General features: G+C 39.4%; 23 protein-coding genes. All 23 read right to left on the bottom strand.

Going from position 1 to position 22775, the window contains the following annotated elements:
• Positions 1-100 precede the first annotated feature (100 nt).
• Entirely contained in the window at positions 101-1426 is a 1326-nt protein-coding gene (locus tag JZO83_RS12905; RefSeq protein WP_207116006.1) for an FAD-dependent oxidoreductase, read from the bottom strand.
• Between the two features lie 167 nt (positions 1427-1593).
• Entirely contained in the window at positions 1594-1872 is a 279-nt protein-coding gene (locus JZO83_RS12900) for a BMC domain-containing protein (protein WP_207116005.1), read from the bottom strand.
• Between the two features lie 21 nt (positions 1873-1893).
• A complete protein-coding gene (locus JZO83_RS12895; protein ID WP_207116004.1) occupies positions 1894-2547 on the bottom strand; it encodes a phosphate propanoyltransferase in 654 nt (217 codons plus the stop codon).
• A 17-nt stretch (positions 2548-2564) separates the two neighbouring features.
• Positions 2565-4076, bottom strand: coding sequence for an acetaldehyde dehydrogenase (acetylating) (locus JZO83_RS12890; protein ID WP_207116003.1), 1512 nt, complete (start codon positions 4074-4076; stop codon positions 2565-2567).
• Between the two features lie 92 nt (positions 4077-4168).
• The gene (locus tag JZO83_RS12885; protein ID WP_207116002.1) at positions 4169-4780 is read right to left on the bottom strand and encodes a hypothetical protein; all 612 of its coding nucleotides are present in this window, start codon (positions 4778-4780) and stop codon (positions 4169-4171) included.
• Positions 4781-4795: 15 nt separating this feature from the next.
• Positions 4796-5059, bottom strand: coding sequence for a EutN/CcmL family microcompartment protein (locus tag JZO83_RS12880; protein ID WP_207116001.1), 264 nt, complete (start codon positions 5057-5059; stop codon positions 4796-4798).
• Positions 5053-5346 carry a BMC domain-containing protein gene (locus JZO83_RS12875; RefSeq protein ID WP_207116000.1) on the bottom strand — a complete coding sequence of 98 codons (294 nt, stop codon included), beginning with the start codon at positions 5344-5346 and terminating at the stop codon, positions 5053-5055. The genes JZO83_RS12880 and JZO83_RS12875 overlap by 7 nt, the downstream gene beginning before the upstream one ends.
• A gap of 11 nt (positions 5347-5357) precedes the next feature.
• A complete protein-coding gene (gene eutJ / locus JZO83_RS12870) occupies positions 5358-6194 on the bottom strand; it encodes an ethanolamine utilization protein EutJ (RefSeq protein ID WP_207115999.1) in 837 nt (278 codons plus the stop codon).
• Entirely contained in the window at positions 6191-6739 is a 549-nt protein-coding gene (locus tag JZO83_RS12865) for a hypothetical protein (RefSeq protein WP_207115998.1), read from the bottom strand. The genes eutJ and JZO83_RS12865 overlap by 4 nt, the downstream gene beginning before the upstream one ends.
• Positions 6712-7881: a 1-propanol dehydrogenase PduQ gene (locus JZO83_RS12860; protein WP_207115997.1), complete on the bottom strand. Its 1170-nt coding sequence runs from the start codon at positions 7879-7881 to the stop codon at positions 6712-6714. The genes JZO83_RS12865 and JZO83_RS12860 overlap by 28 nt, the downstream gene beginning before the upstream one ends.
• Before the next feature lie 68 nt (positions 7882-7949).
• Complete coding sequence (locus tag JZO83_RS12855) at positions 7950-8342, bottom strand: EutP/PduV family microcompartment system protein (protein ID WP_207115996.1); 393 nt, start codon at positions 8340-8342, stop codon at positions 7950-7952.
• Complete coding sequence (locus tag JZO83_RS12850) at positions 8339-8683, bottom strand: BMC domain-containing protein (protein ID WP_207115995.1); 345 nt, start codon at positions 8681-8683, stop codon at positions 8339-8341. The genes JZO83_RS12855 and JZO83_RS12850 overlap by 4 nt, the downstream gene beginning before the upstream one ends.
• 12 nt (positions 8684-8695) lie before the next feature.
• Entirely contained in the window at positions 8696-9646 is a 951-nt protein-coding gene (gene cutD / locus JZO83_RS12845; protein ID WP_207115994.1) for a choline TMA-lyase-activating enzyme, read from the bottom strand.
• 18 nt (positions 9647-9664) lie between these two features.
• Positions 9665-12196: a choline trimethylamine-lyase gene (cutC, locus tag JZO83_RS12840; protein ID WP_207115993.1), complete on the bottom strand. Its 2532-nt coding sequence runs from the start codon at positions 12194-12196 to the stop codon at positions 9665-9667.
• A 9-nt stretch (positions 12197-12205) separates the two neighbouring features.
• The gene (locus JZO83_RS12835; protein ID WP_207115992.1) at positions 12206-13666 is read right to left on the bottom strand and encodes an aldehyde dehydrogenase family protein; all 1461 of its coding nucleotides are present in this window, start codon (positions 13664-13666) and stop codon (positions 12206-12208) included.
• Positions 13667-13990 carry a BMC domain-containing protein gene (locus JZO83_RS12830; RefSeq protein ID WP_207115991.1) on the bottom strand — a complete coding sequence of 108 codons (324 nt, stop codon included), beginning with the start codon at positions 13988-13990 and terminating at the stop codon, positions 13667-13669.
• Between the two features lie 18 nt (positions 13991-14008).
• A complete protein-coding gene (locus JZO83_RS12825; protein ID WP_207115990.1) occupies positions 14009-14305 on the bottom strand; it encodes a BMC domain-containing protein in 297 nt (98 codons plus the stop codon).
• Between the two features lie 12 nt (positions 14306-14317).
• Positions 14318-14602, bottom strand: coding sequence for a hypothetical protein (locus JZO83_RS12820; RefSeq protein ID WP_207115989.1), 285 nt, complete (start codon positions 14600-14602; stop codon positions 14318-14320).
• A gap of 1 nt (position 14603) precedes the next feature.
• Positions 14604-15608, bottom strand: coding sequence for a DMT family transporter (locus JZO83_RS12815; RefSeq protein ID WP_207115988.1), 1005 nt, complete (start codon positions 15606-15608; stop codon positions 14604-14606).
• Between the two features lie 34 nt (positions 15609-15642).
• The gene (locus tag JZO83_RS12810) at positions 15643-15918 is read right to left on the bottom strand and encodes a BMC domain-containing protein (RefSeq protein ID WP_010769770.1); all 276 of its coding nucleotides are present in this window, start codon (positions 15916-15918) and stop codon (positions 15643-15645) included.
• A 586-nt stretch (positions 15919-16504) separates the two neighbouring features.
• Positions 16505-17371, bottom strand: a complete 867-nt coding sequence (locus JZO83_RS12805) for a helix-turn-helix domain-containing protein (RefSeq protein WP_207115987.1) — start codon at positions 17369-17371, stop codon at positions 16505-16507.
• Between the two features lie 1424 nt (positions 17372-18795).
• Positions 18796-20463 (bottom strand): RNA-directed DNA polymerase, encoded by a 1668-nt coding sequence (locus JZO83_RS12800; protein WP_207115986.1) that lies wholly within the window; start codon positions 20461-20463, stop codon positions 18796-18798.
• A 63-nt stretch (positions 20464-20526) separates the two neighbouring features.
• A complete protein-coding gene (locus JZO83_RS12795) occupies positions 20527-22677 on the bottom strand; it encodes a DEAD/DEAH box helicase (RefSeq protein ID WP_207115985.1) in 2151 nt (716 codons plus the stop codon).
• Positions 22678-22775: the final 98 nt, after the last annotated feature.

Here is a 22775-nt window from a genome sequence, read left to right as displayed (position 1 = left end):
TACTCTTAGTTAAGTTGATTATACAAAAAAGAACCCCCATTTCGCCCTATTGACCAAATGAACGTCCTCTTTAATAATTCTTCTTACACCAACTCTTGCCCTATTCTGCCGACATCGCTGCCATTGTGATGTAGTTGTATGGCTGGTTGAAGTGTGGCAAGAAGAAGATGTCTAATAGTTTCAACTCGTCGATCGTTACTTGTTCTTGAATAGCCAAAGAGAAGAGATGGATAGCCATGGAGATATCCATCTTTGAGGATAGCTGTGCGCCGACTATTCGGCGTGTGGCTTTTTCATAGACGATCCGAATCTTTACTTTCTCGTTGTCTTTCATGAATGTTGGTTTTTGATTGTCTTCATAATCGGTATACAATACGTCCATGCCTGCTTTTTTAGCTGCTTTGACTGTCACGCCGGTTGATACCATATGTAGCCCAAAAATGGAGATGCCATTTGATCCTTGTACGCCGATGGCATTCAGCTTGCTGCCAGCGATATTGTGTCCTGCAACAATTCCTGAGCGTACGGCATTGGTTGCTAAAGCAATATAGGTATCTTTTTGTATCGCATTTGAATAGATCGTGGCGCAATCGCCTACTGCGTATACGTCTGGATCGCTTGTTTGTTGTGTTGCATCCACAAAATAAGCGCCATTACTGAAGGTTTCTAAATGATTTTTTCCGAGCGCATTGTTTGGTAAGAATCCGATGGCATTGATGACTAAATCGACTGGATATTCTTGTTTATTGGTGACAATGGCTTCAACTTTTTCAGTTCCTTTGTAAGCTTTCGCAAGTTCTTTAAAATGTAATTTGATGCCGTGATCTGCTAAGTTTTGATCCATTTGGGTTGCAAACTCTGGGTCATAGTAACAACGTAATGCGCCTGCTTCGCCATCGAATAAGTGGACGTTTTTGCCTCGGCGTTGCATGGCTTCGGCTATTTCGACACCGATGTAACCGGCACCTACTACAGCCACATTTTGGATATCTTTACGCTCCAATAAGGTATCGATAATCTGGGCATCTTGAAAGCTTTTTAAAAAGTGGATGTTTTTCAAGTCTTTGCCTGGGACATTCGGCGAGATGGGGCGAGAGCCAGTTGCGAGGACTAGTTTGTCGTAAGTCTCACTGTAAGCTTTTGTTTGGCTTTTACAATAGATTTTTTTGTTGACAAAATCAATCATTTCTACCTCTGTCTCTAATGAGATCTTAGCGCCTTTTTCTTCAAATGCTTCTTTGTTGGTGTAGAATAGCTCTTCATAAGAATCGATTTGTCTTCCTACCCATAGAGCGGTGCCACAGCCTAAATAACTGAGGTTTGAATTTTTATCGATCATCACTACTTCATGGTCTGTTTCTTGAGATAACAATACGTTTGCCGTTGCGATCCCGGCATGGTTTGCTCCGATGATTACTGTTTTCATGTGCTTACTCCTTTACCAAGAGATTGATACAGAATTATTTCGCTTCGAGAAACAAGCGTATCCACAAAAATCATTCTTCTGATTTTTGTGGATGCCGTTTCATTTTTTGAAGAGATTCCTTCTGTTACTACTGTTTTTATATTAAATCGAATATCGAATCTTTATTTCTACGCTTGTACGGGTAGGATACTTTCTACTTCTGAATGTGGACGTGGGATGACGTGAACGGATAGTAATTCGCCAACACGCTGAGCTGCTGCAGCACCGGCATCTGTTGCGGCTTTGACTGCGCCGACATCGCCACGGACCATGACTGTAACAATTCCGCCACCGACCATTTCTTTTCCAACTAATGAGACATTTGCCGCTTTGACCATTGCGTCTGCTGCTTCGATCGAGCCGATCAAGCCTTTTGTTTCTACCATTCCTAAAGCATCTGATTTCATTCTATTTTCCTCCGATTTATATTAATTTTTTTGAATAACAATTTTTGTGTTTGGTGTGACACCCAAGGCATTGGCTTCTTCTGTGTCGATATGACATTCGAGACCAGAATTTTCTACTGCTCGAATGATCACATGATGTAATGAGCCGCCTCTTGGTCCTGCAAAATTGATCGTTACTTCTTCTCCATCTGTGACGCCAAATCTCCTTGCTTGTTCAGGTAACATATGGATATGTCTTTTCGCGACGATCACACCTTCTTGTAACTCCACTGAGCCATTGGGTCCGATGAGGGTTGCTCCGGCAGAGCCTGCCAAATCCCCGGATAAACGAAGAGGCGCTTTGATGCCTAACTTAAACGAGTCACTTTGCAAGATTTCAACTTGCGATTGATTTCTTACTGGTCCCAAAATACGTACTTTTTGGATCACGCCTTTAGGTCCTGCAAGCATGATTTGTTCTTTGCACGCATATTGCCCTGGTTGGGAGAGATCTTTTAATTTCGTTAATTGATAGCCTCGCCCAAATAGCTTGTCGACATCTCCTTGTGCAAGATGTACGTGTCGATTGGAGATCCCTACTGGAATTTCGTCGTTTTCGTGACTCTTTTCCTGAGTTTGTTGCAGGGGTGCTAACTTTTCTAGTAAGACACCTAATAGCTCTTCATAATTTTCCATCGTCTTCTCTCTCTTCGTTATTGATTCATCGCCGCCAATACTTGACGAACCATATTTGCCAAGTCTTCGATTTCAGGATCGGATTGGATCGGCGATCGTTGACTGGTCGGTTGTTGCATTGGTGCAACCGAACTGCTTGTTTCTTCTTGGAAGGTCGAATCATCTTTTGCTAATGTGGTCACATCTTTCAGTCCATAAGCGACTTTCTTGATATTCAATAGATGCTTCGGTCCAACGTTTTCTGAAACCGAGCTACCACCAAATGTTCCGCAACCTAACGTAAAGGAAATTGGTAGCCCCGTGCTGATCCCTGTACCTCCTTGACTTCCGCCTGTGTTGACTAAGATTCTGGAGGCAGGTTTTGCGGCAAATTTCAACACGATTTCTCGATCATTTGTATGGATGCTCATCGTATGGCCAATCCCATTTTGCAACAGATCAATACTTAGTTGACAGGCCTCTTCCCAATCATTTACCACATAAAAGGCTAAGACTGTCGTCAATTTTTCATATGAAAGTGGGTAGTCTGGTCCAACACCGCCTTGTTCGCCAATCAACACTTTCGTACCTTCGGGAACAGCGATATTTGCTGCTTTTGCAATTACTTGTGCGTCCCGACCAACAAATTTGGCATTCATGGTATGACCATTTTTAAACAGTAGTTGACATACTTTGGCTGTTTCTTCTTTCGACATAAAGTATCCGCCTTGCGCTTTTAGCTCGCGGATTACCGCTTCTTGGTTAGAATGTTCGCAAATAATTGCTTGTTCAGAAGCGCAGATCGTTCCATTGTCGAATGTTTTAGAAGCCATGATCATAGCTACTGCCGACGCCACATCTGCTGTTTTTTCAATATAAGCAGGTGAGTTACCAGCTCCTACGCCTAATGCTGGTTTACCGGAACTATAGGCTGCTTTGACCATTCCTGGCCCACCTGTCGCAATGATCAAACTGACTTCATCCGCATGTAAAAGTGCATTTGTTCCAGCCATCGTCGGAAGAGATAAGCAACTAATGATTCCTTCGGGTGCTCCTGCTTCGATAGCCGCTCGATTTAATAGGTCGGCTGCTTTTTTTGTACAATCTAATGCGGCTGGATGTGGGGAGAAGACAATGGCGTTTCTTGATTTCAACGCAATCATCGCTTTGAAGATCACTGTTGAAGTCGGGTTTGTTGAAGGAATGATCCCCAACACAAGCCCAACTGGTTCAGCGACATCGAAAGTGCCATTGGTTTCATCTTCATCGATGATACCGATTGTTTTTTGACCTTTGATTTCTTCATACAGCAAAGTAGAAGCCGCATGATTTTTGTATGTTTTATCCGTGATTTTTCCGAATCCGGTTTCTTCCACTGCTCGTTTGGCTAAGTCTACGGCGTGTTTACTTGCAGCGGTTTTCATCTTTTGTAAAATACGGTCGATTTGTTCCTCTGTGAATGTTGCGATCTGATTAGCTGCAACTTTTCCTTTTCTTGTTAATTCACGCGCTTCTTGTATTGATCGTAAATCTTTATCAACTATTTCCATCTGGGCCCCTCTATTCATTTATAATTAATAAATCGATCAAGTCTTGAATCAGGTTTGCTTTGCTCATCGGCTGGTTTTCTATTTTTAGAGGACTAATGGATAATTGCCTTTTTGGCTAGTTGCTTGCCTTTAGTTGCCAACACGTAAGCCTTATCCTTCACGATCCAGTCCAAACTTGTATTTTGTGGGATAAAGATCGTATCTCCTTGACTTGCGACAAACCGTTCACCAGAAATCAGCAGTTCGACCTCGCCTGAGATAATGTAATCAACTGAGTCTTGGTCGCTTTGTTCACTGAAGCAAGTTTGTTCAAGGAAAATCAGCTCTGTGGTCAAATCACGCTCTTTCGTGCGCACGATTTCTTGCCTCTTTATCCGTTTATTGTCTTTATCAGGCTGTAACTTAACAGTGTTGCCTTTGACGATTTTCAAGCCATTCTTGTGGTAACTCGCTTCATAGGGCTGCTCTTTCGTTTCCGCTAAAAATCGTTTCAACAAAGCAATCAAGTCTTCTGTTGAACATGCACCTATTTTTGTTTCTTGCCACTTTTCTTCTGAGCAAGCTGTTTCTTTCAACTCAATCTGGTATTCTTCTGCTAAATCTTTTGCTGCGGGCGTAATAATCGTTTGACTATCAACGAAGATCGATCTGACACCTTCTTCGTGATAGTTCGCCACTTCCTTTAAACTAATCAATTTTTTCATTTTGTCACACTTTCCTTAGGCAGATTCACAGCTTTCATCAATAATCCCGACGACTGCTGCATCAACTGGAATCAGATCATCTTCAAGCATTCTGCGAGCGGCAGATCCCATGGTCACGATGACTCGATCCCCGATTCCTGCACCAATGACATCACAGACGATCAATCGTTCCCCCGCTCGTGCGCCTCCAGAAATTTCTGCAATCATCAACTTCAAGCCATTTAATTTTTCAGATTTACGCGTGGCCCATATCGTATCGATCAACGTTGCAATCACCATTTTCTGGTCTTCTCTTTCTTCTGGATTCCTTCAATCGCAGCAGTCACTGAGGCTGTATCACCAAATATAGCGAGCATCACCACATTTTGTGGACAGCTTCCTCGAATATCTTCGACGGTCACACCGACCGTTTTTTCAGCCACATCTGCCGCACAGACCATTTCGATCAGTTTTCCTTGGACTAGCCCAATAGCATCAGGTTTTTCCAATGTATCCTTTGATCCTTTTCGTCGATTGATGATCGCTAATGTGCCTTCTCCAGGCGATTGTATGATTCGACAATCCATTAAAATCACTCCTATCCTATCACTTGATCCGTACAACTTAATGCAATGCCTAATGGTGTTACAAACATTGGATTTACTGGCTTATACGTTTTGATTCCTGTGGTTGTTTGGATGACTTGCTCAATATTTTTTAAACACGCCGTTCCTCCGACCAAATAAATGGCAGGTATCTGGTAACCCTTTGTTTGCTGAACGATGATCGAAGCAATCTTTTCAATGACAGGTTTTAAAGTGACCAGCAGCTCATCATGATGCTTTGGCTCTCGTTTATAGGTTTCTGCTTCTTGAAATGAAACCTTGTAAGAACCCGCGATCACTAAGGATAAATGCGTGCCTCCTGTCGCTTCGTCCGCAATTTTTACCACCTTAGAATTTTCTAAAATCGAAATGCCTGTCGTGCCTCCACCAATGTCTACGACAGCTCCTTCCGTCACTTGCAACAGCTGGTTGGCCGCAGTTGGTTCGTCCAATAAATTGGTCAACTCAAAACCAGCACTTTGAACGACATTTTTTATCGCACCGCCATCAAGTTCATCTGTTCCTGGTGGGAGAGAAGCCGCCGCATAAACAAGTTCAGTGTTTAGTTTTTCTTCGAGCTCTTTTTTTAATTCTTTGACGATCTCTACCGCACCAATATAATCAACGATCATGCCATCTCGCACGACATCCGCATAACGATAAGCCCCGGCAACTGGCTGATGCTGTTCGTCTAATACAGCTAGGACAATACAAGCAGTACCTAAATCGACCCCTGTATAATAAATACGCGAAGGATGGCGTTTCGGTTGTTGGATCGTTTCTTCAAATGCAGCAACAAAGCGATTACACTGCTCCATATACTCGTTCATTGGCCAACTCCTACTAATTGTTTGCTTAATTCATTCACCTTTTTAGCTACCGTTTGCAGCACTGCCTGGCATTGCGGATATTTGGCATAGAACAAATGAATGAAAGCGTCAATTTTTTTTAGTTTGATGAATAATTTCCCATGGTGGCTAAACAGATGGACCGCCTCTAGTTCAAAGGCTGGCGACTCAAAGACTGGCTCCCCACAGTCTTGCTTCTGATCATCTGCTGCTTGTCCTAACGTTTCATTGAGTGCTTCTCCTAACTTCAACAGCTCTTGGCTCATCGCCACAGAATGCTCCATGGCTAGGATCGCGGCTTCATATAATTCACAGGAAAGCCAATTTTTGTAAAAGAAAAACTCTGGCGCCAACTCAACGGATCGTAATGCTTTTTCTCCTGTTTCTTCCAAGATCAAGTTTACTTTTTTATCTGCCAAAAATTGCTTTCCTTCAGGGGTCAAACGTTCCCCAGACTTTAACGTAAATTCGTGGAAAGGTACTTTTCGGTAGATTGTTCTTAGCTCGTTTTCCGTGATAAAATGCATGGATTACCACCTCTTAGTAACTCCCTATAGATTTTTTCTAATTCTTCTTGTGTTACGTTTCGAGGATTTGTTGACGTACAAGCATCTTTCAACGCTTTTGCTGCCATCTCTGGGATCGCGGCTTCAAAACTTTCAGGATCGATGCCACACTCACTGATCGTTTTTGGTAAATCTAACTGTCTCAATTTACGATTCAAACCAGAGATAAACGCGTGGACGGATCCTTTAGGTGTCCCCGCAGTGAAGCCCAATAATTGTGCAATTCTTTGATAAACCAAAAGACTCGGACACTCGTTGTCTAATGCTAATCCCGCATTATAGTTGATCACATGAGGAAGTAATAAGGCATTGGCTCGGCCATGTGCAATATGGAATTTCCCACCTAAAGCATGAGCTAAACTATGGCAAATACCTAACGACGCTTCGCTAAAAGCGATACCTGCTAAACAAGAGGCATTGTGGATCGTTTCTCTTAATGCTAAGTCTTCCCCATCGTTAAATACATCCACGAGTTTCTCCCAAATCATTCGTAGTGCTTTTTCGCCACACGCATCTGTAAAATCAGTGGCCTTTGTCGATGCTAAAGCTTCTATGCAATGAGTAAAAACATCTATTCCAGTATCTGCTGTGACAACTTTCGGGACACTCACTGTCAACTCAGGGTCTAGAATCGCCAGATCCGGAATCATCTGCTCATCAACCAAGGCATATTTGCTTTCATTTTGTGGGTCAGAAATCACGGAGAATGCCGTTACTTCACTGCCGGTGCCACTCGTTGTCGGAATACAAATAAGTTGGATTGCTTGCGTCTGATCCGTTAGTTGATACATTTGTCTAATTACTTTTGCTGCATCCATCGCAGAGCCGCCACCTAGCGCGATCAAACAATCTGGCTGATGTTTGATCACTTCGACTAATCCTTTTGTGACGACCTCTATCGTAGGATCAGGAATAATTTCTGAGAATATGGGACAGTTGATTTGTTTGGCTTCAAATCGTTCAACTACTTGACCAACTGTGCCATTTTCCACCATGAATGGATCGCAAATCAGTAAAGGCTGGCGAATCGGTCGATTATCTAATTCCTTTAAGGTCCCTATTCCTGTAACAATCTTTGTAGGCATTTTGAATTGTTTGGACAAGGAAACTCCTCCTTTCATTTATAAATCAGGGTTCGTTACCCCGCTGGTAGAACGTGTTGTTACACTAACTATTCAAACTTGATGGACAAATACGGTTTCAAACAACCAATTTCCACCAGCTCGTGTTCAGCTTGTTCCACTGTTTTTTTCGTTTCCTTTGATACATGAGTGACGATGACCCCTTTTTTAGGTCGTTTAAATACGCGGGCAAAACCTGGCGGATAGCGTTTTTTATGGTTCAATGACACTAAAAACAGCACTTTTTGTGCATCTTGCTGTAACGCAATGATGTGTTTATGCATCCACGGACACGCAAGGTAAGCACTTGGTACTAAGATGGTTTTATTGGTGTAGAGAAGATTGGCTACTTTTCGAATGGGTTGATCGGTTCCTTCGATCTTTTGGGCCAGCTGACGATTTTCCTCATCTTCTGCACCAATGATCAAGAGGCGTTTTTTCATGATCGGGTCACAGAAACGACTTCAAAGCCCAATAAGTTTTTCAACCCAGAAACCACCGATTCCAACGCTACTTCGACACTTTGGACATCGCCATTCAATAAAACAGAACCAGTAAAGCGATCTAAAAACCCAACTGTCACATCCGCACTTTTCCCAGCAATATCAGCAGCAATAATAGCCGCTTCGTAAGGAGAAATCGTCAAAATACCAATAGCTCCATTATTTTCTACACCTAATGATTCATAGACCACTTCAATCGGAGCGGCGATCACATGTGCTAGAGTGACTTGTTTCCCAGGCACTGATTCTTCAATGATACGTTGCGCAATTATTTCAGACATTTACTCACCTCTCTAGTGTCGAATGACTTGTACAGGAAAATCGTACTCTTTGATCCAGTTTTCAATGCGATCCAAGTCTGATTCTAAAAGAGACGGATCGCCTTCTACAGGATATTCCATACCAAGCTGACCATATTTATTGACTCCTAACTTGTGGTATGGCAACAGATCGATCCCTTTGAAGTTTGGGTACTCCTTGTAAGGAAGTAAGAAATCAATGATTTGTTGGATCTCTTCGCGACTGTCATTGATCATCTTCAACATCGGCATCCTGATTTGTATTTCATGCCCTTCTTCTAACAATTTTTTTAAATTCTCTAAAATCCGTTCATTGCTAATGCCCGTAAGTTCGTTATGCCTGATTGGGTCCATATGTTTTAAATCGAATAAGAACAAATCGACATATTCAGCAATCGCCATGATCCGATCCATCCTTGAATGCCCGCAAGTTTCGATCGCCGTATGCAGACCGTCTGCTTTACACGCTTGTAGGAGCGCCAGAGCTGCCTCTGGTTGAGCGGTACATTCCCCGCCACTGAGTGTCACCCCACCGCCAGATTGCTCATAAAACATATCATCTTCGTGGATGACTTCCATCAACTCAGAGATCGTTCTGATTTCCCCTGTGATATTCAATGCCGCCATCGGACACACACTGACGCACGCACGACAACCATTACATGCGATGTCGCGTCGTACTTGATGCGTACCTTCTTCGTCCATATAATGGATGCCCATCGGACACACATCGACACAAGCTCGGCAGTCACTACAAACACTTTCTTTATACATCACTTGAAATTTTCGCTCGATGCCTTCAGGGTTGGCACACCACTGACAACGTAACGGACAGCCTTTAAAGAAGACGATCGTACGAATTCCTGGCCCATCATACAAGCTATATTTTTGTACATTGAAGACCAATGCCGAGCGCTCAATGAGTCTAGTGTTTCGTGTGGCCATTTTCTTCAGCTCCCATTGCTAAAACTTCGTTAACATTGTCCGGCTGATGATCTCATCCTGTACATCTTTACAAAGTTCTACAAAGAATGCACTATAACCAGCAACTCGCACGATCAAGTCCCGATATTCTTGCGGATTTTTTTGCGCCGCTAACAATGTCTCATTATCTAAATAGTTAAACTGCATTTCTCCATTACCTAAAACACTTGCTGTCTTCAATAAGGTGATCAAACTTTCCTCCCCTTGTGGAGTGTTCAATATCCCAGTCATGATCTTGAAATTATGGACCATTCCTAGATTCATCGTATCGTTTGCCATTTTCGAAATCGATTTAACGATCGCTGTCGGACCTTTGAAATCGGCTCCTTGCGTTGGACTGATTCCATCGGATAATGGTATCCAAGCTTTACGACCGTTAGCAGAAGCCCCTGTGATTTGACCTAATGGCGTATTATTTGAAATCGATAAGGTACCATGACACAACTCTGAGAATAATGTTTTATACTTGCGATGCTCCACTTCGGTAAAGTGGATCAAATCCGCTGCGATTAAATCCGCATAGTCATCATCATTCCCAAACTTAGGCGCATTCAAACAGTCTGTTCGTACTTGATCGTAGCCAACAAAATCTGCTTTTAATGCTCGATTCAATTCTTCCAGCGTATATTTCTTTTCCTCAAAGACAAGCTTCTTGATCGCCGCCATTGAATCAGCATAAGTCGCTAAGCCTGACCAGACGACCCCTGGACCAAAGTTATACATGGCGCCCCCAGCTGAAACATCTTTTCCATTTTCCATACAGCCTTCATACATGATCGACATCAATGGTTTAGGTGCCAACTCTCTATGGACTCTTTGGGTAATGACCGTCGCAACAGAAGACCATTTGGTGACATAACGGATCTGTTCTTTGACCGCTTCTTCAAATTGTTCATACGTTTGATAGGCAGAGATCGCTCCTAAATCAGGGGTCACTTTTTTTCCATGCCATAGCGGCACACCATGATTCAAGACTAATTCGATACAAATCGGCCACTGCGTATAAGCGGTTGATGTCCATTGATACAAACGGCCTGATTTCTGCGGTTCCACACAACCCATCAAACAATAATCACGAGCATCTTCGACTGACACGCCTTTTGCTAACATCATTTTGATATGTGTATCATCAAAGTGACATGCTGGGAAGCCGATTCCCGCACGAACGACATCAACGATTTTTTTCAAGTATTCTCTCGGTGAACGGTTATGGATGCGACACGCTAACGAAGGTTGATAGACTTTTACATGACGGACAGCATCCATCAAAAGATACGTGAGCTCATTCGTCGCATCACGCCCTTCTCTCGTCACTCCGCCCACACACATGTTGACGAAAGGTTGATACCCAGCGAAGAATTTCGAACCTCCTTCACTTGTGATCCACATCATTTCTGACATTTTGATCAACATACAACCCGCCAATTCAAACGCTTCATGTTTGGTTAAACGACCTGAATCAAGATCATTTTTGAAGAATGGATACATGTATTGATCCACTCGGCCAATCGACATGCCTGTCTGATTTTCTTCCACCACTAATAACGATTCGATCGTCCAAACCGCTTGGATCGCTTCCCAAAATGTTTCTGGTTTGTTCGCTGGAACTTTTGCGTTCACCTCTGCGATTTTTTGCAATTCCATTTTCCGTTTCGGATCAGTTTCTTTTTCAGCAAGCGTTCTTGCATATTCAGACATCCGTTTCGCATAGATCATGACCCCTTCAGCCGTTTCGATCTGCGCTTTGTAGAAATAGATTTTTTCCATATCGTCTGGATTGGCATAATCTAAAGCAGCTAGTTTTTCCTGCGCCTCTTTTTGGATATCTAACATGCCTTTTTTCATCAAGATGACATCGTATCCAGGATTCGAATCCCCACCGCCGTTCAATTGATGATACGAACAATCGGAAACATAGGATTCACCAGAAAGCGCCCAAACACCCGCTTCACGAAATTGATCTTCGCAATGTTCATCCACTGATTTTCCTTTCCAAAATGGGAACAGCTCTTCGCGCATGATCCGTTTATCTTCCTCGGAGATATGGAAAGGATCTTGCGGTCGCGAGGAGATCGTGTCGATTTCATCCTCCATCCAACGCCAAGCAATATCTGGAGAAAATGCTCCCGCACGAGGCGCGCCGTTTGGGGCACCCACGATCAATTCATTCTCTTGGATCACTAAAGGGGCAGTCTCACAACAACGCTTGAATGATTTTCCACGTAAGACATTCTTAGGCATTCCTGGATTTTCTTTTGCCAGCTCCGTGATGACCCTTGCACGATGCGTCGTGATCGTTGGAACTTGTTTCAAATAATTTTCCTTCAAGGCACGAAGACGTGGGGTGATTTGATTTGGAACTAGGGTTTCATCGCCCACTGGATCATTTTTAGGAACGGATTCCGTATGATCTGCGACCGTTGCAAACATCCTCATCAAGGCTTGACGTTCTTCTGCACTTAGCTCTTTCGTTGCTTCAGCTAGTTTTACTGAGAACTCTTTTATATCCATCTTTTTCCCTCACTTTTCAACAAATTGTTTTTCCATCATTTTCTTCAAAACTTTTTCAAGCAATTGGGCTTGCACCTGACTATCTTGCACATGATCAACCGTCGTCTTCTCCTCAAAAAAATGATTAGACGCATAGCTGATTTCACGCGTGTAGGTCAGATTCGCTGCTGTGATATTCTCAGCACTGATCCCATGTCCCCTTGTAAAACCGCCTAAAATTGGTGACAGCTGTAAAGTCGAACCAAGCCCCATACTAGAAAAACTGGCAGCCGCATTGACCACCATCCGTGCCACTGGTTTTTTCAAGGCAAATTCATTCACCACTGTTTGTTCTTTGGAATGAATAGCCAACGTATGGCCATTATTCTTCTCTTGAAGTAAATAGATCGCCTTCTCACAAGCGTGTCGCCAATCTGGTTCTCGATAAAAAACTAAAACTGGACAACTCATCTCATGTACAAAAGGATCTTGATCATGTAAATAACTTTGTTCAGAAACTAAGATCCGGATGTCTTTTGGTAAATCGATCCCTGCATTGCTCGCCAACCATTCGGCACTTTTTCCTACGCAAGCTTCTTGAATGCCCCCATTTTTGGGCTGTAATAAGGCAACTAGTTTCGCTTCTTCTTCTTTTGATAAAAAGTACGCGCCATTTTCGAGCAATTCGTTTTTTACTTGCTCAGCAACAATACTTTCGACAATCAGATATTGTTCTGATGCAGGCAACAACCCATGATCATAGGCACGACTTTCAATGATCGATTTCACCGCATATGGAACATCCGCAGAACGTTCAATAAAGACTGGCGTAGCCCCAGAAGCACCATAAATAATTGGTCGTTTAGGAATGGTTGTGTCGATGTATTTTTTTTGCCCTAAGACCAAAATCATAGATGCCATTGGACTATTGATCAGCTCTTCTCCCCCACATTCGGTCAAATAATCGATACAGCAGATACTGCCTCTAGGAAGTCCAATCTCTCGCCCGATCTGTTGTATCTTTTTGATCACCAGAGAGGGTGTTTTCGTCGCTTTCTCATGAGGAACAGCAATGATTGCATTCGCTGATTGAAGCCCTGCAAACAGACTATATAAGGTGTTGATCACCACATTTTCTGAAGGTAAAAAGACTGGGATCACACCTAACGGTACACCCACTTGCAAAATCTTCCCCGCAGAATCTTTTGCTGTGGCACCGATATACGTTCTCGTTTCAATCTCTGCTTCCATTTCCTTCAAAAATCGAAGAACAAACGCTTCTTTCTCTTTCTGACAGCCTTTACCTGTTTCTTCTATTTCACAAGCCACGTACTCCGGAATCAACGGTCGAATATCATGGATCATCTTTCGTACGATGTTATGGAAAAATTCTTGACTATACTCTTTCATTAAAAACTGCGCATCTTTCGCCGTTTCTAAGGCGATCCGTGCTTCTTGGATCGATAGTAAATCTTTATCTACCTCGTGCATTTATGATGCCTCCCCCTCCTCTTCAGGTAGAAGATTGAGTAACTGGTAGCGCTCAATAACTTTATTCAAATCGATATGTGGGCTGGCAATCACCACTGAGCTGTAAACCTCGGCATTCATTTTTTCAACCGCAGCAACACCAGCTTCAACAGCCGAATGACAAGCGGCAACATCCCCTTGGACAATCACTGAGATATACCCTGAGGCCACATTTTCATAGCCAATCAACTCGACATCTGCCGCTTTACACATGGCATCACAAGCTTCTAAAACAAAGACCAAGCCAAACGTTTCGATCGCACCGATTGCTTCATATGTTTTCACTTGATTTCCCTCCCTCACTTAAGCCTCTACTGCATGAACAGAGACGATCTCTCCAACAGACGAAACAGGTCTAGGCATCACATTTTGTGCCGTCAGCTTGCCAATCTCACTGGCAACCTTTGCTCCTGCTGCGACAGAAGCCCCCACTGCTGCCACATCGCCTTTGATCATGATCGTCACTAACGTAGAGCCAATGTTCTCATAGGAAATCAACTCGACATTCGCCGCTTTTAGCATTTCATCTGCTGCTTTTAAAGCTGGTACTAACCCAATCGTTTCTACTAAACCTAACGCTTCTTCCCCGCGATACTTCAAGTGATTTCCTCCTTATGCCGTTCGATATTTCTTATCCACATATTTTTCAACCGTTGCCTTGCCTTCTTCTGTCATACGATAAAAACAAACTAACTCCTCTTTTTCGTCCACTTCATAGCTCGTAAGCTCAACTAAGCCATTCGCCTCTAGCGCCATGATATGTTCGATAAATAATTTTTTATTGAACTGTCTTTCTTGACCATAAGTGGGAGCTAATCTCGTCATGATTTGATCCACATTCAATTCTTTTTCACCATATAACTCATTCAATACGGCAGTTCGACTAGGTAAAAGCATGTTAGACTTCCTCCTTTTTGAATAAATCAAGTGGATTCATCGTCACTAAGATCGCTCCCAGAACGATAATGATCGAACCAATCACCATTGTTGGCGTCAGTGCTTGATCTAAGAACATCACACTGAAGATCACACCCCAAAAAGCATAGGTAACATTCAATGACATGCCCACAGCTGTTCCAACCATTGCATTTGATTTATACCAAGTTAAGAAAGACACACCAGCGCTCAATCCAGACAGTAATAACCATAAAATAGGTATACCCGCAGCCAATGTGCCAGCAAACAAGTTCAAGCCACCGATGATTGGCAAAATGATCACGATGACAAATAAGCCTGAGATCAACTGACGAAGATTCACAGCAACATCTGTATCGATCATTGCGCCACCAAAACTTGAAAAGACACCCTCTAGTCCCCACGAGATCGCCGCAATAAACGCGCAAATGATTCCCAAAGTAAAGTTAGGCGCGCCTTCTGGTGTCACTATATTGATGATGACTGCTCCAGCCACAACAACGAACATCCCAAAAACGATGCGCCGCGTCGGTGTTTGTTTCAAGAAAATCCAGGAAAACAACGCCCCAAATAGCCCACACGTAGCTGAGATAGGAATCGCATACGCCCCAGCCATTGCTAGGCCGACTAAATAAGCACCATTCGCCACAGGTCCTCCTAACAGAAAACCAATAACGAGCATTTTCCCTGGTTTTGTCGCTAACATACGGCGAAGTTCTTTCAGCTTCCCTTGCTTTGCGTTATAAAATAATAGAAAAATTCCAGCAAAAAAATCATTCAATCCTGAACAAACAAACGGAGCTGCTAAAATCCCCGCCGCACTTACCAACGGATCATAGCCACTGGCAACCACGACCAACGTCGAATAGATGCCGTAAGTAATCCCTGAAACAAGCCCATTCGTGATTCCTTTTATGCGAAATCCTTTATTCGCCTCTTTCATTTTTGTAGCCGCACTGACATAAGAAATACTTTTTCCAGTATCCATTTCTTCATTTCCTCTCATCGAAATTTCAGTAAAATTATTTATTTGGTAAAATCGATTCTACTTCTGCATGTGGTCTAGGAATAACATGAACAGACAATAATTCACCCACACGTTCTGCCGCCGCAGCTCCCGCATCCGTCGCCGCTTTTACCGCACCAACATCCCCTCTCACTAAAACAGTCACGATCCCACCACCAACAAGCTCTTTTCCAACCAGCGAGACATTCGCCGCTTTCACCATGGCATCTGCCGCCTCGATCGAACCAATCAATCCTCTTGTTTCTACCATTCCTAATGCATCATGCTTCATCTTTTTTATTCCTTTCGCATTTAATTAAAGCGCTTTATTTTTTTACTAGCACAATCTTATTTCCTCACCTTAGGGGAACAGTCAATGCTTTTTTTGTTCTAGTACAGAAAAATGTGTAATTGTAACAGTTGCCACTCTGAGATATCTTTTTCTAATTGAGAATAGAAAGGGAAATTCATTATAGAACCCTTAATAAATCAACACTTGATAATTATTCTCAATTAACTACTCCTCAATAAAAAATTTCCCTTTAGTACACAAATAAAAGAGCACTTCACTGAGAAAGAGAAAATATCCGTCAAGATTGCTCAATATTTCACTTTTCAGATCGTAAAAGAACGATTCATATCATTAAGCAACTATCTAAAAACCTTTATTTACCTATACTTACTCGATCTAAATAGAAAAATTACCCTTAAGGACAACCTTCCAAATAAATTCACAAAACAAGGAGAAATCGAACGCTTTTTCTCTAAAAGGACGGAGATAAGCAAAACAAATAAGACGAAAATTACAAACTGACACCGTCATTTCGTAATTTTCGTCTTATTTTTATTCAAACTCTTACTCTTTCCATCTACCGTGTTCAATTGTTGATTTTCTTTGCTGGTATCAATAGCTCGACAACAAAACTGTCTTCGTTCATTGTTGACCAATAATCCACAAGATGACGTTCATAAACCTTATCTTCACATTGATAACGATGTTCTTTTGCCCACGCCCGCATATTTTTATACTGCTGACCGATCAGCGATAAGTCACCAATATGATAACTTGAAAGGAAAAACTGCCCACCAATCGACTGAGTCGGCATCTCTTCCGCCACTCGGCCCACTGGCTTTTGCATGATTTTCACTTTAGAACTGTGATACTCTTCCCTGTTTTTACATCCTTCAAACCCAAGGATCACCGGTCCCATGATCTCACAATTGTGGGACTCTAAATAATTCACCCAGGGAATATTGATGACTGCGTCCATATAGTTTCGGTTAAATTCTTGCTCTATGTAGACATAGGTTTCTTGCTCTAAATACTTCACATTGATCTCTTGTAACTGATTAGAAGCCACTATATTACCTTCTCTGATCATCCCTAACCATTCTGCGATTGCGCCATAACTATTGCGAATTCTTCTTTCTTCTTGCTTTAGCTCTTCTAATTTCGTCAAAAAAATATTTTCTTGTTCATGATAAAAATAGTTCTCTGTATTTTGGGCAATCTTCATCTCTTGCAATTTGAACCCCATCTGCTTATAGTATTTGATCACAGGAATACTATTCATCGTCTGCTCCGTATAATAACGGTAACCGTTTTCAAAACACACGTGATCAGGCTTCAACAAACCAAGTTGCTCATAGTAGCGCAATGTTTTGCGGGAAACATTACATATCTTCGCAACCTCACCAATCGAGTACATCGGACCAACATCTGAAAAATCCTTCGTTTTTTTCATTCAAACATCTCTCCATTTGACACAACCACTTACATTATCAAAAATATATGGGCACTTGTCAAGGAGAAGTGGGAGGGAATGTGCGTGGGAGAGGGGGTTTTTCGTTCATTCGACATTTTCTTGAAGTAGGAAATCATGATATGCCTTGCAACATTATTTTTATCTTATTTATACGGTTAGCAAACAAACCACTCGTTTGTGCGTTGAACTCGTGTCGTTTTCTTAGTTGATTTGTAAGTGGTCGATATCTTGTTGAAATCTATCAATCTTCATTCCAAATCTCATTGTAAAAGATCAAATGTGATAATGCCGGGGTAGCTCTTAGGTAAAAAAATGCAAAAGAAAAAGGCTTACGCCCTTTACCAAAAAACTATGCGGAGTGTTTCTCTCTACGCCATGCGATTGCAATGTTGTTCAGTCACACATTCTGCAATACCGTACCAGGCGGAGCGACCGCTGGCATATTGCAGCTTTACGAGATGTGGTCAGGCATGACAGCCTACAAATTCCACAGGGGCATTCGGTATATTTTGATTATGATTAGTATCAACATATACCGCCTTCTGCTACTCTCACGCGTTTCTTGTCTTATAGATTATTTCTAATCACTTCACGGCGAAGGACTTCTTTGGATGTTTCCATCAGTGTGAAATGCCAATCCCTTAGCAAATCTCTTCACGGAGAGGCTAAGTCTTGTCAACTTAGCTTTCTATTGTCGTCCCGACAAGTTCGCTACCTTACATTTGGTCACACTTTGCACACGTTCTTTGCGTTCCAATGCTTTTACACTGGCTTTCCTCTTGTTACCAAGAATACTCACTTGATACGCAACAGTATCCCATTACGACATCAACAACGACTTATTCCCAAACGTTCCTTGACGAGTTGCTTAAACTCTTATACACAAGGTTCTGCATCAGTTTTTTGATAAAAAGAATAAACCCTTTAATATTTTCAGGATAATTATTTTCCCATATATTTAACTGACATCAACGATATCAATCTTACTCAACTTTATCATGAGTTTACAAAATTTTCGTTCCTTAAATTTAAAAAAATGAAAAAAAGTGGAACGATTATCAGATGTTTTCTGATGATCGTTCCACACTCTTTTACTTGATTGAACTCTTCAGCAGTCCTTATTGACCAAGAGACCGCATAACCAATTTGTTTACCCCACAGACTCTTCCATATTGGAATCGGCTTCTAAACCAATGTCATTAACTATCAAACCCAGTTATTAAAAGTTCTTATAGGAGTTAAAGAGTCAATATTTATCAACTATTACCAAATTAAGATGGTCAAAACCTGGTCAGTTTTGATGTGTTATTGGGAGCCAAATATAGATATGCTTTGAGGCCTGTCTATTGATTTTTATCCTACATCTGTAGTCAATTAATTTATTCTCAGTTTTTCATTTTTTTCTAATAGTCATTTTCATCTATATCTATAGAAGAGATTATAATTTCTTCTATTTCTTCATCAGTTAATTCTTGTTCTTTTTCTAATTCGTTTAAAATATTAATAAGTTCTTTTCTTGTTACATAAGTGTTATTTTGCAAAATACCTTGAGCTATTAGTTCATACTGATAATTTGAATCATAAAAAGAAATATTTTTTCTTTTTAACTCTTTAAAAAAAGGACTTTTTTGAGCTTCAACAAATTGTTCATTTTTATTTCCACCAGTGTTTAACCATTTATGAAAGTCTATTTCATAAGCTAAAAGCCAAACTTCACTATTCATATTTTCTTCAGCGTTTCCAACAAAATATTCTTCTTTGAATTTTTCTCTAAACTTTGATAATTCTCGTTTAATACCGATTTCGTTTTTTCTCTCAGACAATACATCCAGCAAAATAATAATAGCTATCCAATTTTCAGATCTTAGTATTTTTTTTATATAATCTAATGACATAGAAAAACCTAACGATTTAAACATCCAAATTATCCAAATTATTTCTTCGTCACTTCTCAGGTGAAGATGGTTATCAATAACAGAATATAAAATCCTTTTTAGTTGTGTCTTTCTTACAAAAGAAAAATTGTTTTTCAGAATGATTACTAAATTTTTTGTAAGAATCGGAAACTTTATCAATAGGTTGAACAATATAGGTTCAATAGAATCCCACTCATCTTTTGTAAATGTATTCGTTCTTATAATTTTTAATACGTATTTAATTATTGATATATCCTTATATTTATGATATTCGATAATTGATTTTTCAAGTAATTTCTCAATATTTACTGATGAGTAAATTTTTATCTCTTCAACCCATGATTTTCCATATACAAACGGGCTTTCAATTATTTCAATCTTATTCTCATTTAAAACTAACTCGTATTTATCCAGCTCTTCTCTAAAAATAGAAATTATGGATTCAATCTGGGCTCTGTCTTTTGTAAAGATAAAATAATCATCTACATAACGTAGATAGTCAATTTTAATATCTCTTTTTTTTATTTCGTAATCTACAGAACAAAGTAAGATTTCTGAGACTATTCTTGATACAGCATTTCCAACTAATATTCCGTTTGTTTGTAAATCATTCAATAATTGAATACTTGCATCAATTTTATTTCCCAACAAATCTAAATTCCTAGTATTTGATTTTGATAATTTCTTGCTGTGGATAGCCCAAGAAATGCTATGGGTATATATACTATCAAAAAAAAATTGGATATCTAATTTCAAACCAAACAAATTATCCTTATACAATTTTTTTACTTCTTTCTTTACCTCAGAAAAATTAGTAACCTTTCTATCATATGCTTTACCATAACTGGTACTCTGGTTAGAAGGTGCTGTTAACGAATTACTGGTTTTATCAAAAATTTCAAATAGCTCAGTTTGATTCTCAACTAATATTTTTGCAGCGTTAATATATTGATATGGATTTGGAACTGCAAATCGTCTTCTTGAAGATATAGTTTTAAACCCATTAAAAATTAGTGGTTTTGACGGTTTTACTTTTTCATAATTTACTTTCTCAATAATAGTTTCTATATGTTCCGATAATAAATCTGAATTAAAACTGGGAGGCAATTCACTTGGTATATATTCATATTTTATTAACTTTTCTATGTCTAACATATTCTCTCCTTCATGAATTTTATTCAATACTGATTCAAACCTCAATTTTCAATAGATAAGATTTTATAAATTTCTTAGTTTTTCTTTTTCATATTGTAATAAATTACTATTAGACGAGTTAGCAATCTTTTTTGATATATTTATCACTTCTTTTAATGATAATCCTTCAGATAACATTGGTACTATTTTTTTTATTGCACTCGCAGGGACGCCCATATCCAGTAAAATCGAAAAATTTCCATCAACTCCTTCATTTTCAAGTTGAGATGAAGCATAAGAATAATCTCCTACATTCGAAATATTATTAATTTTACATATTTCTTTTTGCAATGAATTAACAACATCAAGCCATTTAGGAACTTTATATGAAATCCAATGTCTTTGTTCTCGGTAACAATTACTAATAGTTTGATCTAGTATTTTTTGAGTTTGCCAATTCGGATTTTGCTCTTTAATATATATATATTCTTGACTTAATATTTCGTTAAATGAAGAACTATTGAGATATTTAAACGCAACAACTGGCAATTTATTTCGAGACATTGGCCTTGTAGTCTCAGTTTCTTTTAATAAATTATCCCAACAAATACCCAATATATATTTAATAGCCTTGAAAGAAGGTTTTCCAGTCCATAAAACTAACTCTGGCTGTGTCTGTATCTTTTCATATAAATCATTAATTATTTTCTTTTGACCTTCTACAGAAACAGCGTTTTTCTTTATTATTGGCAAAAATTCCTTATCATACTCTATCAGTTCTTCATATCTCTTTATATTTTTGGGAAGTAATTCTTCTTTATCAAAGTTTATTAATATTTCATCAGATATTTTTTCTTGATCATAGAATGGCATATCTAACTCTATTTCAGTCTTTGGAGGAATTTTATGAAAAACATAAACTTTCCCTGTATAGTGCTCTAATAATCTACCTGCTCTACCCTTTATATTAGAAAAATCGAAGTAATCAATTTCATTTGGACCTTTCTTTTTATCAAAAATAAATACATTTTTTGCTGATGTATTTACGCCTTCTATAATAGTAGATGTGCAGAATAATACATTTAGCTTATTATAATTAAAATATTGAATTATGGAGTGTGTTAAATGCTTGGGAATAGTTCCAGAATGAACACCTATTTTTTGTAATAACAGCCTATTGTAACTCCAATTACTATTGATATTTTCAGAAATCCATTCATTTATTGGTAGTAGCTCTTCTTCTTCCAGATAGTTATTTAGTTTTAAAAATTCATAGTACTTTGTAGCCAACCTAAATGCTCTATCAGGTGACGATGTATATACAATGGATTGTTCATTTTTTTTACAGTATAAAAGTTCAAAAAGTTTTTCTTCTCTTTCCATTTCTTGTTTGCGCTTCCCATCATTTTTGTAATTGATGTTTACTAATTCGACTTGTGCGTCTACAAGAGAATAATTTGTCTTAATAAATTTAGCATTGTATTTTTTCTCAAAACCTCTAGAAATTTTATCAATATTTGGTCCAATAAAATAAAATGCTGTATCTTGTCTAGCCAAAATTTTTTTTATAGCAATGTTTAAGACATCAGATCGTTCATCATCTCTATAGGAGCTTATTTTATAAAACTCATCAAGAACACAATAATCAATCTTAGGAAGATTAGGAAATTCTATTACTCTTTCAGCAGTTAAAATGAAAATATTTTTCTCTTCAACTTGCTGAGAAGTATTAACTACCATGTTATAATTTTTATATTTTTTTAATTTCAACCTAGTTTCATTAATCAAAGCTAGTGTAGGTTGAATAATTAATATATTATTGTGTTTATTGCAAGCGACTATCTCCTCAATCAGTAAACTTTTACCAAAACTAGTCGGTGCACTAACTATTAAATTTTGCTTCTTTTTTATCAAATATGATAACGCTTTCTGTTCTTTATGAAAAACTATATTATCAATATACTCGGATCGATGAAAAGAACGTCTAATTTCAGACGTGTTATCCATTCTTTCTTTAATGTAAGGATAGAAACCCTGACTTTCAGCTAAATCACTCCATATTTCCTTTGTATTATCATCAACACTATCCCAAATTTCGTATATATGAATTATTATCTTTCTAGCATAACTATTTCTATTTGACAAAGACAAATTCGATACATATTTTGCAAGAGAAAAACTCTCATTAAGGTCTAGTTTATTTACTTCATAAATATTTACTATATCCCAATTCACCTTTATTTAACCTCCTAATGCTTGAATCAGAGTTAATTTTGAATGCAACTTTGATATAATTTCTTTTTTACTTTTTAAAGGCATCAATATCACTATAA

The sequence above is a fragment of the Enterococcus sp. DIV1298c genome (assembly GCF_017316315.1).
In the GTDB taxonomy this organism is placed as follows: Bacteria; Bacillota; Bacilli; order Lactobacillales; family Enterococcaceae; genus Enterococcus_B; species Enterococcus_B mangumiae.
Note: the sequence above shows the minus strand (reverse complement) of the source record. Positions and strands in the feature narration are given on the sequence as shown.